This window comes from Winogradskyella psychrotolerans, from assembly GCF_018860565.1.
Lineage (GTDB): Bacteria > Bacteroidota > Bacteroidia > Flavobacteriales > Flavobacteriaceae > Winogradskyella > Winogradskyella damuponensis.
Window position 1 is genome coordinate 45,063 of the sequence record NZ_JAHKPS010000009.1, and the last position, 15,854, is coordinate 60,916.

Annotated in this window: 17 protein-coding genes; 3 read left to right on the forward strand and 14 right to left on the reverse strand. The window is 32.1% G+C overall.

Annotation, left to right across the window (positions count from 1 at the left end; genetic code table 11):
* Positions 1-24: 24 nt before the first annotated feature.
* The 3 genes from KO504_RS02710 to KO504_RS02720 are packed head-to-tail and all read right to left on the reverse strand — an operon-like array spanning position 25 to position 3,085.
* A complete protein-coding gene (locus KO504_RS02710) occupies positions 25-1,110 on the reverse strand; it encodes an AMP-binding protein (protein WP_215924789.1) in 1,086 nt (361 codons plus the stop codon).
* Between the two features lie 3 nt (positions 1,111-1,113).
* The gene (locus tag KO504_RS02715; protein WP_215924790.1) at positions 1,114-2,049 is read right to left on the reverse strand and encodes a CPBP family intramembrane glutamic endopeptidase; all 936 of its coding nucleotides are present in this window, start codon (positions 2,047-2,049) and stop codon (positions 1,114-1,116) included.
* 1 nt (position 2,050) lies between these two features.
* Positions 2,051-3,085, reverse strand: a complete 1,035-nt coding sequence (locus KO504_RS02720) for an o-succinylbenzoate synthase (RefSeq protein WP_215924791.1) — start codon at positions 3,083-3,085, stop codon at positions 2,051-2,053.
* A 59-nt stretch (positions 3,086-3,144) separates the two neighbouring features.
* On the opposite strand from KO504_RS02720, the gene KO504_RS02725 reads away from it, so the two are divergent.
* Positions 3,145-4,041 (forward strand): sterol desaturase family protein, encoded by an 897-nt coding sequence (locus KO504_RS02725; RefSeq protein ID WP_215924792.1) that lies wholly within the window; start codon positions 3,145-3,147, stop codon positions 4,039-4,041.
* A 13-nt stretch (positions 4,042-4,054) separates the two neighbouring features.
* On the opposite strand, the gene KO504_RS02730 is transcribed toward KO504_RS02725, so the two are convergent.
* The 5 genes from KO504_RS02730 to KO504_RS02750 all read right to left on the reverse strand — a co-directional run bounded on the left by KO504_RS02730 (position 4,055) and on the right by KO504_RS02750 (position 9,448).
* Entirely contained in the window at positions 4,055-6,010 is a 1,956-nt protein-coding gene (locus tag KO504_RS02730) for a YgiQ family radical SAM protein (protein WP_215924793.1), read from the reverse strand.
* Positions 6,011-6,089: 79 nt separating this feature from the next.
* Positions 6,090-6,908, reverse strand: coding sequence for an alpha/beta hydrolase (locus KO504_RS02735; protein ID WP_215924794.1), 819 nt, complete (start codon positions 6,906-6,908; stop codon positions 6,090-6,092).
* Positions 6,909-6,952: 44 nt separating this feature from the next.
* The gene (locus tag KO504_RS02740) at positions 6,953-7,630 is read right to left on the reverse strand and encodes a metal-dependent hydrolase (protein ID WP_215924795.1); all 678 of its coding nucleotides are present in this window, start codon (positions 7,628-7,630) and stop codon (positions 6,953-6,955) included.
* Between the two features lie 57 nt (positions 7,631-7,687).
* Positions 7,688-8,593, reverse strand: a complete 906-nt coding sequence (gene menA, locus KO504_RS02745) for a 1,4-dihydroxy-2-naphthoate octaprenyltransferase (RefSeq protein ID WP_215924796.1) — start codon at positions 8,591-8,593, stop codon at positions 7,688-7,690.
* A gap of 15 nt (positions 8,594-8,608) precedes the next feature.
* Entirely contained in the window at positions 8,609-9,448 is an 840-nt protein-coding gene (locus tag KO504_RS02750; protein ID WP_215924797.1) for a 1,4-dihydroxy-2-naphthoyl-CoA synthase, read from the reverse strand.
* Between the two features lie 117 nt (positions 9,449-9,565).
* Between KO504_RS02750 and KO504_RS02755 the strand changes: the two genes are divergently transcribed.
* Positions 9,566-9,991: a hypothetical protein gene (locus KO504_RS02755; RefSeq protein WP_215924798.1), complete on the forward strand. Its 426-nt coding sequence runs from the start codon at positions 9,566-9,568 to the stop codon at positions 9,989-9,991.
* Here the strand turns inward: KO504_RS02755 and KO504_RS02760 are convergent.
* The 5 genes from KO504_RS02760 to KO504_RS02780 form a co-directional block, all read right to left on the reverse strand.
* Positions 9,979-10,809 carry a CvfB family protein gene (locus tag KO504_RS02760; protein WP_215924799.1) on the reverse strand — a complete coding sequence of 277 codons (831 nt, stop codon included), beginning with the start codon at positions 10,807-10,809 and terminating at the stop codon, positions 9,979-9,981. The genes KO504_RS02755 and KO504_RS02760 overlap by 13 nt on opposite strands.
* An 86-nt stretch (positions 10,810-10,895) precedes the next feature.
* Positions 10,896-11,234, reverse strand: a complete 339-nt coding sequence (locus tag KO504_RS02765) for a DUF2853 family protein (RefSeq protein WP_215924800.1) — start codon at positions 11,232-11,234, stop codon at positions 10,896-10,898.
* Positions 11,235-11,342: 108 nt separating this feature from the next.
* A complete protein-coding gene (gene menD / locus KO504_RS02770) occupies positions 11,343-13,103 on the reverse strand; it encodes a 2-succinyl-5-enolpyruvyl-6-hydroxy-3-cyclohexene-1-carboxylic-acid synthase (RefSeq protein WP_215924801.1) in 1,761 nt (586 codons plus the stop codon).
* A gap of 84 nt (positions 13,104-13,187) precedes the next feature.
* Positions 13,188-14,306, reverse strand: coding sequence for a chorismate-binding protein (locus KO504_RS02775; protein ID WP_215924802.1), 1,119 nt, complete (start codon positions 14,304-14,306; stop codon positions 13,188-13,190).
* A 3-nt stretch (positions 14,307-14,309) separates the two neighbouring features.
* Positions 14,310-14,735 carry a PaaI family thioesterase gene (locus KO504_RS02780; RefSeq protein WP_215924803.1) on the reverse strand — a complete coding sequence of 142 codons (426 nt, stop codon included), beginning with the start codon at positions 14,733-14,735 and terminating at the stop codon, positions 14,310-14,312.
* A gap of 53 nt (positions 14,736-14,788) precedes the next feature.
* Here KO504_RS02780 and KO504_RS02785 point away from each other — a divergent pair, with 53 nt between their 5' ends.
* Positions 14,789-15,427, forward strand: a complete 639-nt coding sequence (locus KO504_RS02785) for an alpha/beta hydrolase (RefSeq protein ID WP_215924804.1) — start codon at positions 14,789-14,791, stop codon at positions 15,425-15,427.
* A 26-nt stretch (positions 15,428-15,453) separates the two neighbouring features.
* Here KO504_RS02785 and KO504_RS02790 read toward each other — a convergent pair whose 3' ends face one another.
* A complete protein-coding gene (locus KO504_RS02790) occupies positions 15,454-15,852 on the reverse strand; it encodes a response regulator (protein ID WP_215924805.1) in 399 nt (132 codons plus the stop codon).
* Positions 15,853-15,854: the final 2 nt, after the last annotated feature.

A 15,854-nucleotide genomic window follows, 5' to 3' on the forward strand; every position in this document is an offset into this window, starting at 1 on the left:
AATTTTATTATTGAAGCACTATTCTTAACTACCAACTACAGCTATTAAAGTCTTTTTACGTTGAATTTTCCCATTATTAGTTTCAGGAAATTTTTCTATTGTATAAATTTTCTTAGGGACTTCAAATTTATCCAGTGTTTTTAATTCTTCAATTCTATTTTGAATAACAGCAATAGAATCTGAAGGGTTTTCAACAATAAGAATCAATTTTTCTCCTAGTGTAACATCTTCTTCACCAGCAACAATAAAACGTTTACTAATTACGGGTTGTAGTTTATCTTCTATTTGTTCTGGAAACAACTTAACACCACCAGAATTAACAACATTATCATAACGGCCTAAAAGCTGAAAACTAGTTTCAGATTTTAAGTCTACAATATCATTAGTAACTAAAGTTTCTTTTACCAATTTTGGGGCGTGGATAACTAAACAGTTTCTATCGTCTTGTTCAAACTTAATATTTTGTAAAGCCCTAAAATAAGGCTCTTTTTTACCTGATTTAGATTCTAAGGGCCTAACAGCAACATGAGTTACAGTTTCAGTCATTCCGTAGGTTTCAAAAAACTTAGGTTTACAATTTTTAATGTTTTCTAATAATGGTTTTGTAACCTTAGATCCACCAACAATAATATTTTTAATATTGTGAATTTGATCAATAGAATATTTTAACTGCAACGGAATCATCGCACAAAAATCGTAAGGCACTTCATAATCAAAAACAGGATGAGCTGCAGGCTCTACAAAATCAATTTCCAAACCTAAAACTAGAGCTCTTACAAACATCATTTTACCTGCAATAAAATGGCTAGGCAAACAATGTAAAGCTTTATCTCCTGGCTCTAACCCAAAAAAGTTACCTGTAGCAATGGCAGAATTGACCATGGCTTGTTTCTTTAATTTAATTTCTTTAGGATAACCTGTAGAACCTGATGTTGTTACAATTAAAAAATCATCTTTATTTAACCAATCTATTAAAAAATCTCCAGTTACTTTTTCGTAGGCTTTACCTTCCTTAATAAGACTGTATGCAACTTCTTTTAATTCTTCATGACTAAAATGTAAGCCGTTAAACTTAAAACGGTTATGTACTTTGTCGTATGTTGGTGTCATAGGTTATTCTATTATTTTATAATTTTCTTTTGGAGGTTCTGTTACTTTTCCGAATAATTTATCTTTCCAATTGGTCCAACCATATTTTTTAGATAAAATGAGGAGCATTAGTGGATAAACTAATAAAACGGGTAATATAATTTCTGAGATTGAACCTAATCCTGGTTCTGACATATCTTTAAATAAGGCATCTGTTTGCAAAGCAGTCCAATCTGCAGTTACTAACAAAGATGCTATAAGATTGTTTCCTAAATGAAATCCTAAAGCTAACTCTAAGCCTTCATCCATTAAAGTCATTATTCCTAATAATAATCCTGTACCAACGTAAAAAATCATCATTTGCCAAAACCCTACGGCTCCAACTTCTGGATTTGCACTATGTGCTAAGCCAAATAATACAGACGTAAAAATTAATGGAAACCATTTATTCTTTACTAAAACACCTATATGCTGCATTAAATAACCTCTAAATAAATATTCTTCTAAACCAATTTGAAATGGAAACAAGAGTATACTTATTAGAAATAGGATTGCGAATTTAACGGGATTAAACTGAAATACAATTTCAGAGGAATCTATTGAATAGCCTATAAAAAATGTAACAATGGTGTATATTGTTATCATCAAAAACGAAAATAAAATACGCTTAAAATCTACTTTAGGTCGTGTTGTTGTTAACGATAAGAGACTTCTTTGGTGTACATATTTTACCAACACAAATAATAGTCCTAATAAAAAAGCAAAAGGCAAAAGATTCATTATTAATGACAAGTTAGCAGGAATTTGCTTCATCATTTCATAGGCCATTTCTAAATCTGCTGGATCAGCGATTAAAAAATAAATAAAATTCCCAATAAAAATACCAGCAATTAAGAATGTGGTTAAGAAAAACATCCAAAGTTCGCGTTGTCCTTTGTAGGCTTGTTGTATATAATTCATGTTATAAATTAAATTTCCAATGTTGTTTTAAATTGTAATGCAAAGTACCATTTTTTACAATTAAAGGCGAAGGAAAATTGTTTGTAAATAAACTTCCTGTTCCTAAACCTTGTGGCATTTTACTTTTTAAAGTGTAAGTCCATTGCGATATGGCATTTAGGCCAATATTGCTTTCTAAGGCACTTGTTATCCACCATTTTATATTTAAATCTTCTGCAGCGTTAATCCAGTCTTTACTCCCTCCAAATCCACCAACCAAACTTGGCTTTAAAATAATATATTGAGGTTTTATTGTTTGTAATAGTGTTTGCTTGTTCGTTTTAGAAAATACTCCAATTAATTCTTCATCTAAAGCAATTGGCAAAGGTGTTACATCACAAAGCTTAGACATGGCCTCAAATTGTTGTGCTTTTATAGGTTGTTCTATAGAATGTAATTGGTATTCTGAAAGCTGTTTTAGCTTCTCTAAAGCATCCTCTGTTGAAAATGCTCCATTAGCATCAACTCGTAATTCGATATCTGAAACGGAAAATTCCTTTCTAATCGATTTTAAAATGTCTAATTCCGTTTGAAAATCTATTGCTCCAATTTTTAATTTAATACAACTGAAACCTGCTTCAATTTTATCTTTAATTTGGGTTCGCATAAAATCTTCGTTGCCCATCCAAACTAAACCATTTATGGGTATGCCATCTTTTCCTCTTGAAAACTCAGAAGGAAATAATTCAAACGAATTTGCGCTATCTAAAGATTTGTAGGCCGTTTCTAATCCAAATTGAATGCTTGGATATGCTGTAAGTTCACTTAAAAGTTTGTCTAAACCTAAGTGAATATTATTACAAACCCATTTCAATTTTTCTTCATAGTCTGGTCTATCTTCAACAGACAAACCTCTTAAAATACCACACTCACCTACTCCCGTTTTACCTTGATGCTCTAATTTTATAAACCACGTTTCTTTTGTAGTCATTACTCCACGCGATGTTCCACTTGGTCGCTTAAAATTTAAGATATATTGTTTGTATTCTGCTTTCATAAGAGTATTCAAAAATAGTCAATTAATTTCGTAAATTAGAGCGCAAATAACAACTCATAATGCCTGATTTTCCCAATATAATCTTGTACGCTATTCCTTTTTTTGTCTTGGCAATGTTACTAGAGTTATATCTAACTACGAAACAGCGCATTAAGAGCTATGAAGCTAAAGATGCTTTCTCTTCTATTGCTATGGGATTAGGTAATGTTATTTTAGGTTTTGCAAGTAAAGCTATAGTATTATTCGTGTTTTTTTTGATATATGACAATTTTAGATTGTTTACTATTCCTATAGCTTGGTGGTCTTTTATACTATTATTTTTTGCAGATGACTTCGCTTATTATTGGTTTCATCGCGTATCTCATGAATGTCGTTTATTTTGGGCGTCTCATGTGGTACATCACTCTTCTGAGCATTATAATTTGAGTACTGCTTTAAGGCAAACGTGGTCTGGAGGATTTTACACCTTTATCTTTTGGTTATGGTTACCATTATTAGGCTTTCATCCTGCAATGTTGTTACTTCAAATGTCTGTTAGCTTGTTGTACCAATTTTGGATTCATACCGAAACTATAGACAAAATGCCTAAATGGTTTGAAGCTATTTTTAATACACCATCGCATCACAGAGTACATCATGGAAGTAACCCTATGTATTTAGATCGCAATCATGCTGGAATTTTGATTATTTGGGATAAATTATTTGGAACGTTTCAAGCCGAATTAAAAGATGAAAAAGTTAGATACGGTTTAGTGACAAATATAAACACTTACAACCCCATAAAAATTGCATTTATTGAATGGCTATATATGCTGAAAGATGCTTTTACAGGTCAAAAATCTATAAAGCATAGATTCCTTTACCTAATTAAACCACCAGGTTGGAAACATGATGGTACAGGAAAAGTTTCGGATGATCTACGGAATGAATGGTTAGAAAATAATTCTAAAAAATAATCTATCTTAAAGTCTAACGTCTCTTCTTTCGAGGTTTATGTTTCTTTTTTCGACGCGTATATGTTGCAGGAACCGCATCATCAAATGTATTTTTTACTTCTTTAAGATTTACACTTTTCCAGCCTTTGTTTTTTTTATCTTCTGGTAATAATCGTTCTACTAAATCTGTTCGACCAACTTTATTCAACGTTTTTTTAATCCAGTCTTTGTTTTCCTTTTTATACCAAAAGAAGAAACGATGTTGTTCATCTTTTTCTTTTTTAGATTTTGGTGTTTTAGTTGGCTTTAAAGTGTATGGATGATAACCACTATAATAAATGACAGTTGCAACGGTCATTGGTGTTGGTGTAAATCCTTGTACTTGCTCTAATTGAAAGCCCATATCTTTTGTTTCGGCAGCTAAATTTGCCATATCTTCTACTTCACAAGCAGGATGATTTGAAATAAAATAAGGAATTAATTGAAGCTTTAAATCTTTCTTTACGTTGATTTTATCGAAACGTTCTTTAAACTTATGAAAATACTTAAACGAAGGTTTACGCATCAATTTTAAAACAGGATCTGAAGTATGCTCTGGTGCTACTTTTAGTCGACCAGAAATATGCTTCGTCATGACTTCTTCAGTATAAGCATCTAATTCTTTTGGGTCGGCATTTTTATTAAACTCTGGCACTAACATATCGTGACGAATACCACTTCCAATAAAAGATTTCTTTACTTTAGGATGTTTATCTACAGCCTGATATAATTGCGTTAACGGTTTGTGAGATGTATCTAAGTTACTGCAAATTACAGGCGAAATACAAGAAGGAGCGACACATTTATCACAAATGGATTGCACTTTCCCTTTCATCTTATACATATTAGCAGAAGGCCCTCCAATATCTGATAAATAACCTTTAAAATCTGGCATATTTGCCACTTTATCAACTTCTCTTAAAACGGACTCTTCACTTCGGCTAGCAATAAATTTGCCTTGATGAGCAGAAATGGTACAAAAACTACAACCTCCAAAACAACCACGATGAATGTTAATTGAAAACTTAATCATTTCAAACGCAGGTATTGGTCCTCGTTTATTATATTTTGGATGTGGTAAACGTGTGTATGGTAAATCAAAAGAAGCATCAATCTCTTCTTCTAACATCGTTGGAAAAGGTGGATTTATTACCAGTTTACGGTTATTTACCTCTTGTAAGATTCTATTTGCCTTAAGCTTATTTGATTCTTGTTCAATCACTTTAAAATTAGACGCAAATTTCTTTTTATCCTTTAAACAAATCTCATGTGAGTGAATTTCGACATCATCCCAATTTTTATTTTTGGGAAGTGCTTCATCTTCATCTAATAAAAAAGCCGTTTGTTTTATAGTTTTTAAACTTGAAAATGGTACACCTTTTTGTAGCAATTCAACAACTTCTCGCAAAGGTTGTTCTCCCATTCCGTATACCAACATATCTGCTTTAGAGGTTTCTAAAATAGTTGGCATAAGTTTGTCACTCCAATAATCGTAATGTGTAACACGACGTAAGGACGCTTCAATACCACCTATAAGAACAGGGACATCTGGAAATTTTTCTTTTAAAATCTTTGAATATACAGATGTAGCGTAATCTGGTCTAAATCCCTTATCACCATTTGGTGTATAAGCATCTTTATCTCTACGTTTTTTACTTGCGGTATAATTACTCACCATAGGATCCATACAACCACCTGTGACTCCAAAAAATAATTTTGGTGTTCCAAGCTTCGTAAAATCTTGCAGATTATCGTTTACACTAGGCTGTGGCACTATAGCAACCTTTAATCCATAACTTTCTAAAATACGACCAATAACTGCTGGCCCAAAAGACGGATGGTCTACATAGGCATCGCCACTAAATAGTATAACATCTAGTTCTGTCCAACCTCTAATTTTAACTTCTTTATTTGTGGTTGGTAACCAATCTGTGAGTTTATTAACTTTCATAACGTGGCAAAGATACGGCTAAATTAGTTTTACAGATAGGATACTAAATTTATCAATGGTTTAAATGGTAAAATAATTGTTATTTAACATTTAAAATCCAAGTCAAAGCTTTTTCTTTTGTTGCTCTAAAAATGGTATTGTGTTTTTCATTTGGTTCATCAGAATATTTCCACACTAAGTTCTTTGAGGCTTTATTCTCTAATGTTTTTGCAAGATTGTTGGTGTGTGGAGAAATGGTCTCGTTAGCAGAACCTGCAAACCAAAATCTTATTTTTTTGTTAGGTGTATTTTCTAAAAAAACTTTTGCTTTACGTACTAAATGACGGTTATTCCACCATAAAGAGGGATCCATAGCGATATAAAAATCAAACGTATTTGGATTTAAAAGAAGGGTTTCTACAACAAAAAGTCCTGCTAATGATTCTCCAATGATGCCCTTTTCTTCAGTTGTTCTATATTTTTTATTTATTTCAGGTACTAATTCTTCTAAAATAAATGCCCTATAATTTTTAGCTCCATCTGTTAATGGACAATATTGTTCATCTTCTTTTATTACAGAAGCGCCAGATAAATCTCTTCCTCTATCCGTATTTTCAATGCCAACAAGAATAATTGGAGGAATACTTTTATTCTCAACAAGTTTAGCAATTGTGTTTGCTATGTGCGGAAAATCTTCTTGAACAATACCTCCATCTGGCATATACAAAACAGGAAAAGAATCATTAGTCGCTTTGTAATTTGGTGGTGTCCATATATTGATGACTCTGGTTTCGTTTACAAATTTTGATTCTATTTTGAAATCATCGTGTACTGGAACTGAGTCATTGTATTGTGGTACATCATTCTTGCAACTTAACATAAGGATAGATAAAAACAAAAGGCAAGCTAAGTTTTTCATATTTGAATTTTTACTTTAAAATTTATGACTAAAAAAAAATGATTTTATAACTCAACGCTTTCACCTATATCTAAAAGCATCAAATCCTTATCCTTATCAAAAAATTTGCGTTTCGCAACTTCGTGATCAATTTCTATATATCCAAAAGTATCAAAGTGATAACCTAAGATCTTATCACATTCTATAAAATCACTAGCAAGAATAGCGTCATCTATGCCCATTGTAAAGTTATCTCCTATAGGCAATATGGCTAAATCTAATTTAGTTTGCATAGGAATGAGCTTCATATCCATAGTTAAAGCTGTATCTCCGGCAATATAAATGGTTTTGCGTTCTCCTTCAATAATAAATCCACCAGGTTGCCCACCATAACTACCATCTGGAAAAGACGACGTGTGAATAGCATTAACGTATTTAAGATTTCCAAATTCAAAATCCCAAGAACCACCATGATTCATCGGATGTCCTTCTAAATTTTTATTCTGATAATGTGTTACAATTTCATAATTAGAAACAATGATTGCTCCTGTACGTTTAGCAATCGCTTCAACATCTAAAATATGATCTTGATGTGCGTGGGTCACTAAAATATAATCGGCTTTTAAGGCATCAATATCTATCGCAGATGCTTTTTCATTTCCGGAAATAAAAGGGTCGACTAAAATATTAATATCTTTAATTTGTATCCCTAATGCAGCATGACCGTAGAATGTAATTTTCATGTTTTTATTATTAATGTTATACAGTTTTGTAATTTAAAGCTGAAATATTCTTTAAAATTAATACAAAATATAGCCAACTCCTAATAGCAGTGAAAACAGAAATGTAGACAATGCCAAAACCTTTAATTGACTATCAAAATCATCAGGTTCTATGGCTGATTTTATTTTTTTAACATGAATTATTAACGGAATAAAAGCAAGTAAATACATAAAATTATAAGGTGCTACATAATATAATATTGAAAATATTACGGTAATTAACATGGCTCCTATGATAAGGATAAAGTGGTATTTTTTAGCTCGTGATAATCCTAATTTAACAGCTAATGTAATTTTACCTGCATTGGTATCAGATTCTATGTCTCGCATGTTATTTAAATTTAATACACCAACGCTTAACAAGCCCAATGCAATAGCTGGTAACGCAACTACATGATCTAAAACTTGCATATAAAGGACATAACTTCCAATGGTACTTATTAATCCAAAAAATATAAATACAAAAACATCGCCAAGTGCACGGTAACCGTAAGGGGAATTTCCCATGGTATAATTTAAAGCGGCATAAACAGACAGTCCACCTAGAATTACAAATAAAATTATATAAAGAAAATTATTAGGCCCAAAAGCAACCCACAAAAGGGATAAAGTCAATATAATTACGACAATAACATTAAATCGTATGGCTTCAAACATTTCGTTTGGAGTAATGGCACCACTTTGTATGGCACGTTGTGGCCCAACACGCTCATCATTATCTGTTCCCTTTATTCCATCACCATAATCATTAGCTAAATTAGATAATATCTGTAAGCTTATAGTGGTTAGAATTGCAAAAAATAAAATCCAAGGATTAAAATGGCCATTGTAATAAGCAAAACAACTACCAAGAATAATTCCAGAGACAGAAAGTGGTAATGTTCTTAAGCGCATGGCTGAAAGCCACGGTTTAATTTTCTTCATTTAAGCTTGGTTAAATTATGGAATCCATTTTTTAGGAAAATTAGGCTTCCTTTTCTCTAAAAAGGCGTCTCTTCCTTCTTTAGCTTCATCTGTCATATATGCTAATCGGGTCGCTTCTCCTGCAAATACTTGCTGACCAACCATTCCGTCATCTGTAAGATTCATTGCAAATTTTAGCATTTTTATAGATGTTGGTGACTTTGCTAATATTTCTTGAGCCCATTCGTAAGCTGTCGTTTCTAATTCTTCATGAGGAATAACCGCATTTACCATTCCCATATCAAAAGCTTCTTGAGCCGAATGGTTTCTTCCTAAGAAAAAGATTTCTCTTGCTTTTTTCTGACCGACCATTTTTGCCAAATATGCAGAACCATATCCTCCATCAAAACTAGTAACATCTGCGTCAGTTTGTTTAAAGATAGCATGTTCTTTACTGGCTAAAGTTAAATCGCAAACGACATGTAAACTATGACCTCCACCAACAGCCCAACCTGGTACAACAGCAATAACTGCTTTTGGCATAAAACGAATTAAGCGTTGCACTTCTAAGATGTTTAAACGATGGTAACCATCTTCTCCAACATATCCTTGGTGACCTCTGGCTTTTTGATCTCCACCCGAACAAAAACTCCAAATACCATCTTTGCTAGAAGGTCCTTCTGCACTCAATAGCACGACACCAATATTCACATCTTCACCTGCATCATAAAATGCATCATACAGTTCTGAAGTGGTTTTCGGACGAAATGCATTACGTATATCTGGCCTATTAAATGCAATTCTGGCAACGCCATTACATTTATGATAGGTTATATCTTCATAAGACTTGGCAACTTTCCAATCTATATGGCTCATATTTATCAATATTTTAAGCGCAAAAGTAAGAAATTAATAATAATACGCTAAACTCTATTTTTTACTTTATTTTATTATGCAAGCATAGTATATTTGCAGATATATTATTAATTTACAATGCATTATAATCCCAACATATATAATAAACCATTTGAGACCTATAAAATAAAATTAGGAACTGTATATTTTTACGAACATTTTCTGCTAGCAGAGTTTAACGAAGGTGTAGATGTAACTTTTAGAAACTTTGATGAACTTGCCTTTCTAGTGAAAACACATTATGAGGATAAACCTATTGGTTTTATTAGTAATAGAATAAATTCATATTCAATTAATGTTAATGATGCTAAAAATTTCAACGACACCTTCAGCAACCTAAAAGCTTTTGCTACAATAAGTTATAGTAATTTAACTGAACGTATTATTGAGATTGAAAATCACTTTTTTAAATTCAACAGAAAAGTGTTTAACGATTTTAATACCGCTATAAATTGGGTTGAAGACACCTTGTCTCTAGAAGATCCCGATTCTTACAATAAGTGAATACCGTCTTCTTTTATTTCTATTTGACGCTCTTTGTATAACGAACCTATTGCTTTTTTAAAGCTTTTCTTACTCATTTGAAGCTGATCCTTAATGTCTTCAGGGTTAGATTTATCATGAAGTGGTATAAAGCCACCATTATCATGTAATTCATTTAAAATATACTCTGCATTTGGTTCTATATTCCTATAACCTATTTGATTTAATGAAATATCTAACTTGTTATCTGGTCGTACTTTTTTTACTAAACCTTTAAGTCGGTCACCAACACTAATATCTTTATAAATATCATCCTTAAAGACTAAGCCTAAGTGTTTTTTATTGACAATGACATTCATGCCTAACTCTGATGGATGTGAAACAATTAAATCTACTTCATCAAACTGTGCAACTGTTAATTCTTTATTATCTAAAAACCGATTAGTTTTACTCGATGCCACTAAACGTTCAGACTCGTCATCTAAATAACAATGTACCAAATACCAACCACCTGCTTTCATTTTAAAGGCTTGCTCTCTAAAAGGACAAAACAATTCCTTTACCAGTCCCCAATCTAAAAAGGCACCATAATCTGTAACTTGATTACAACGCAGCAAGGCAAAGTCATCCTTTTTAATATAAGGATGATCTGTGGTTGCAACTGGTCGTTCTTCATTGTCTAAATAAACAAAAACTTCAATTTTATCACCAATTTCAAATACTTTTGGTACATACCTATTAGGTAACAGGACTTCACCTTCTGCTCCATCACCCAAAAATAAGCCTGGTTCAGTATCTCTTAAAATTTCTAATGTATTGTATTCGCCTAAATTTATCATGTTGCAAAGATATTCATATTAATATAAAGAAAAAGCGCTATAATTATTTAATTATAACGCTTCTTTATACTTTAAAAAGTTAGCTATTAGTAAACAGACTCTTTTTTGAAATGCTTACATAATAAATAATAAACTACAGCTCTATATTTAGATCTATTAGATCTTCCATATGTTTCCATTACAGCATCAATTCCTTTATCTAAATCAGCTCCATCTTTTAATCCTAATTTCTTGATTAAATAGTTATTTTTCACTGTCGCTAATTCTTTTTCATCTGAACCAGAAACGGTAGAAGAATCTGCATTATAAATAGATGGACCTAAACCAACAGTTACTTTTGTTAATAAATCCATATCAGCATCAACACCACATTTATCTTTTAAATCTGCCGCGTATTTTACAATTAAATCATCTCTTTTACTCATGTTACACTATGTTTTTAAGTTAAATAAATAAGTTTTCCTAAAGGTAAGTATTTTTTAGAAACACTTAAAATGAAAAAGTCACATCTTAACTTTAATTTAATCCTTAATTTACTCGATAAACTTAAAATAATCTAATAGAATTTGATCATTAACACGAGAGTTTGTAAAGACTTCTAATAATTTAGGTTGCTTAGAAATAGCATAAAATGATTTTAAATTTTCTTCTAAAGACACTTCGTCTGAAGCCATATGATATTCAAAACCATACATTTCGCATAAGTGTTTTGCGTTTAAACCATGTTTAGTTTCAAAATAAGTGTCAAAATTCTCTGTGTTTTTATGACCTGGAAGAATTCTAAAAATGCCACCACCTTGGTTATTCACCACTATAATTCTAAATGTTTTGGGTATATAATTATTCCAAAGTGCATTACTATCGTAAAAGAAACTTAAATCTCCCGTTACAAATGTTGTTCGCTTTTCGGTAGCAACTGCGGCACCTATAGCTGTACTTGTACTACCATCTATACCACTTGTTCCTCTATTACAAAATACATCGACACTTTTTTGTATTTGAAATAATTGGGCATAACGAATTGCAGAGCTATTTCCTACGTGTAATTGACTTTGTTTTGGTACACTTTTTACAATTGAGTTAAAAACCGTAAAGTCAGAAAATGGTAGTGTACTTAAATACGTTTCTTGTAGCTTTCTTCGCTTTTGACGCAACCCAAGCCAAGTCGATTTATAAGTACTTTTTGTATGATGTGTTACTTGTGGTAAAAACGCAGCTAAAAATGCATTTGGGCTTAATTTAATATGTTTTTCTAAACAGAAAAAAGTATCATTTGCTCTAGACAAGCCAACATGCCAATGATGTTCTGGCTTATAGGTTCTTAAAAATATTTTTATCTTTTTTGAAACAATTAAGCCACCTATAGTAACCAAGATATCTGGCTGAAGATTTTTAAAACCATCATCATCTAAAGGTGCTATCATTTTATCTATTCCTGGGAAAAAATCAGGATGATGTAAATTAGATGTCGTTTCTGTAAATACAATGATACTATCATCGTCTGCAATTTCTTGTATCCATTTTTCTTCAATAGAATTGGGCTGCAAGACACCTACTAAAATCATTTTTCGCTTAGCGTTATGCCAAACATCTACTAAACTCTTAATTTCAAATTCGTCTACTTTATCTATTCTTGTTTGAATTTTGAAAGGCTTTGGATTTATAGATAACTCATCTACAATATCATATAGAGGTTCGTCAAATGGAATATTAATATGAACAGGACCTGAATCTAACTTAGACATTGTTAATGCATCATGAATTTCAGATTCATTATACGTCTGAATATCTTTCTGTAGCCCTAAAAATCGTTCTAATTTATTCTCAATATTTTTAAAAATACGCAATTCATTTTCTGGAAGGGTATTATCTGTCTTTTTTAAATCGAGTTTTAAATTGGCACTATATAAAACATGTTCTCCATAAACTCGTTTCTGTTTTATAGTTTGTCCATCTCCAATATCTATCAAATGTTTTGGTCTGTCTGCAGACAAAACCACTAATGGGATATTACTATAATACGCTTCTGCAATTGCAGGATAATAATTTAATAAGGCACTTCCAGATGTACAAACTATAGCAACAGGTTTTTGTAATTTCTGAGCAATACCTAAAGCAAAAAATGCTGCGCAACGCTCATCTACAATACTATAACAGTTAAAAAAATCATCGTGAGTAAAACCAATGGTTAAAGGGGCGTTTCTACTGCCTGGAGAAATAACTATGTGTTTTATATTATGCGTTTTGCATAAAGTAACTATAGTTTGGGACAAAGGTATTTTTGAGTACTTCATATAAATACAAAATTACCTAATAAAAGGAGATAATGAAATAGAGCTTCAACTAAAAATATAACTAATAACGATTACATTCTACACTTAATTAAGTACCGTATTTATTGTAGCTGTTTTATTCACAGTTTCTTCCCATTCGTTCTCTGGGTTAGAAGCTTTGGTAATACCTCCACCTACATAAATATTTGCTTTGGCATCTTTGAGTTGCATACAGCGTAAATTTACATAGAAATTAGATTGTGTTTTTACAACTGCATAAGCGTTATTCTCTACGTTACGTCTATTAGTGTTCCTAGTTTTGCTTTGTTTTAGGTTTAATTCGCCTAAAAAACCAGTGTAATATTCTCTATTATAGTTTTCATGATTAAGAATAAAATCTTTTGCCTTAGCCTTAGAGAACCCACAAACTGCTGGAGTTGGATGCAAGGCTTCGATTATAGCTTTTAAATCTGCATCGCCTTTTAAAACACTGATGATTCTCGTTTTAAGATGTAACAAGTTTCCGGCTCTTACGGTATCTACTTCTGATACATTAATGTTTGACGTATATGGTTTTAATTGTTCAGTTATAAAATCCGTTACAATTTGCTGCTCTTCAAACTCTTTGTTTGTCCAAGTTACCACTGACTGGCTTTGATAAGGCTGTGTTCCTGCTAAAGAAATGGTGGTGAGTCGTTTGCCTTCAACTTTTAATAATAACTCTGGCGTAGCTCCAATCCATAGTCCTACCTTAGGATGATACCAACAGTACACCATCGCATTTGAATAGGTATTAAAAAGGCGTTTAAAAATGGTTAATGGATTCGTATCTTGAAGTGGTTTTGTTTGGCAGCGTGATAATACCACTTTTTGTAAATCGTTATTTTTAATACTTTGGATACCTTTCGAAACTAAATCGATATGTTGAATTCTCTCAGTTTCACTTTGAGTGATTGCGGTAGGTTCAAAATCTTCAACATCTAAACTATCCGTCGTTATTTCAGAATATAAACAGCGTTCTTTTGGAAAAAGAATACTGTTTTGTTTAAGATCAAAAGGAGCAAATAAAAATCCACTCTCAGTAAATGTTTCCGATTTATGAACAGTATCATCTTCTTGCAACCAAGATTTAATGATTGAATTAATTGGTCTACTATAAACTACAAAAGGTAAATTGTTTTTGTATTGCTGCTCTAGAGCATCAAAAAAGGACATCGCATCCATTACTTATTTCTTTTTTGGAAGTGAAATGGTAGATAATCTACATATTGAGATAAGATTATCGGCTTCGTCTGTCACTCTAATATCTAGCAGTTGTGTGGTACGTCCTTTATGCAAAAAAGTCGCTTTAGCATAGATATAACCTTTGGTTACACTTTTTAGATGATTCGCTGTAATTTCTAAACCCCGAACAAACATATTCTCGGTATCTATAAAAATATGCGATGCAAAACTACCAACACTTTCTGCTAAAGCTGCTGTCGCTCCTCCGTGTAATACTCCATCTGGTTGGTATACTTTGGATGTTACAGGCATTTTGGCCACTAAAAAATCATCTCCAAAGTCCACCATTTCAATATCTAAGGTTTCCATTAAGGTGTTTTTGCTTGCTGCATTTGCTTTGGCTAGGAAATCCTCTTTAGTCATTTGCATATAAAAATAGTATTTTTGAATCGATTACAAAGATACAGAAACCGCCTAGAAAAATGAATTCACAAGAGAAAGAAATCTCATACACCAGTACCAACTCCTACTCTACTTTAAATACACTTACGGAACGCACAAAAACGGTTTGGTTGGTGTGTCATGGCATGGGCTATATGAGTCGTTATTTTCTCAAATACTTTAAAGGTTTAAATGCTGAGGACAATTACATTATTGCACCACAAGCTCCCAGCAAATTTTATATTCAACCTAAAATGCATGTTGGTGCTAATTGGTTAACGCGTGATAATACCGAAGCCGGAATGGAAAATATTGTAAACTATATTGATGCAGTATTAGAAGTTGAAAAAATTCCTGAAGGTGTTCATTTAATCGTTTTTGGCTATTCTCAAGGTGTAAGTGTAGCTATGCGATATATTGCAAAACGCCAACTGCAATGCGATCAGCTTGTTCTTCATTCTGGTGGAATTCCAAAAGAATTAACCGCTAAAGATTATAAGTATCTATCTAAAGACACCAAGGTAAAACTGATTTATGGCACTAAAGATGAATACTTAGATGAGCAAAGAATTCAACTTGAGTCAGCACGAGCTACAGATCTATTTGGAGACAAGGTTAGCGTTATGCCTTTTAAAGGCACACATGTTGTAAATGTTGAGTTTATTGAAAAATTGGTCTAAGCCAAACTTAAACAACAAACCGCCATTTAAAGATTAGCCATAATTTCTTGTAACTGTCCCGCCTTTATAGGTTTTATAATATAGTCAGAAATGTCACTAATATTCTTAGCACGTTCAATATCCACAGGGTCTACTGAAGAAGACACCATATAGATAATTATTTTCTTGTTTAATTTTGGTTTTATCTTAACGTACTCTTCCATGAATTGAAAACCATCCATAATAGGCATATTTATATCTAAAAATATGATATCTGGAAGTTCTTCATTATTATAAAGATTATCTATCAAAAACTCTAAGGCCTCTTCACCATCTGAAAAAAGACTTATTTTTTTATCTAAATCAATGGACTTAAGTATTTTAACAATAGTAAATTGATAAATATCATCATCATCAACCACACATATATTGTAATTACTGTTCATAA

Coding starts and splice junctions, on each gene's coding strand:
- menD (WP_215924801.1), bottom strand. CDS start 13,103: ATGAAGTACTCAAAAATACCTTTGTCCCAAACTATAGTTACTTTATGC.
- menA (WP_215924796.1), bottom strand. CDS start 8,593: ATGAAGAAAATTAAACCGTGGCTTTCAGCCATGCGCTTAAGAACATTA.
- KO504_RS02710 (WP_215924789.1), bottom strand. CDS start 1,110: ATGACACCAACATACGACAAAGTACATAACCGTTTTAAGTTTAACGGC.
- KO504_RS02735 (WP_215924794.1), bottom strand. CDS start 6,908: ATGAAAAACTTAGCTTGCCTTTTGTTTTTATCTATCCTTATGTTAAGT.
- KO504_RS02715 (WP_215924790.1), bottom strand. CDS start 2,049: ATGAATTATATACAACAAGCCTACAAAGGACAACGCGAACTTTGGATG.
- KO504_RS02740 (WP_215924795.1), bottom strand. CDS start 7,630: ATGAAAATTACATTCTACGGTCATGCTGCATTAGGGATACAAATTAAA.
- KO504_RS02730 (WP_215924793.1), bottom strand. CDS start 6,010: ATGAAAGTTAATAAACTCACAGATTGGTTACCAACCACAAATAAAGAA.
- KO504_RS02780 (WP_215924803.1), bottom strand. CDS start 14,735: ATGCAAATGACTAAAGAGGATTTCCTAGCCAAAGCAAATGCAGCAAGC.
- KO504_RS02760 (WP_215924799.1), bottom strand. CDS start 10,809: ATGATAAATTTAGGCGAATACAATACATTAGAAATTTTAAGAGATACT.
- KO504_RS02790 (WP_215924805.1), bottom strand. CDS start 15,852: ATGAACAGTAATTACAATATATGTGTGGTTGATGATGATGATATTTAT.
- KO504_RS02775 (WP_215924802.1), bottom strand. CDS start 14,306: ATGGATGCGATGTCCTTTTTTGATGCTCTAGAGCAGCAATACAAAAAC.
- KO504_RS02725 (WP_215924792.1), top strand. CDS start 3,145: ATGCCTGATTTTCCCAATATAATCTTGTACGCTATTCCTTTTTTTGTC.
- KO504_RS02750 (WP_215924797.1), bottom strand. CDS start 9,448: ATGAGCCATATAGATTGGAAAGTTGCCAAGTCTTATGAAGATATAACC.
- KO504_RS02755 (WP_215924798.1), top strand. CDS start 9,566: ATGCATTATAATCCCAACATATATAATAAACCATTTGAGACCTATAAA.
- KO504_RS02785 (WP_215924804.1), top strand. CDS start 14,789: ATGAATTCACAAGAGAAAGAAATCTCATACACCAGTACCAACTCCTAC.
- KO504_RS02765 (WP_215924800.1), bottom strand. CDS start 11,234: ATGAGTAAAAGAGATGATTTAATTGTAAAATACGCGGCAGATTTAAAA.
- KO504_RS02720 (WP_215924791.1), bottom strand. CDS start 3,085: ATGAAAGCAGAATACAAACAATATATCTTAAATTTTAAGCGACCAAGT.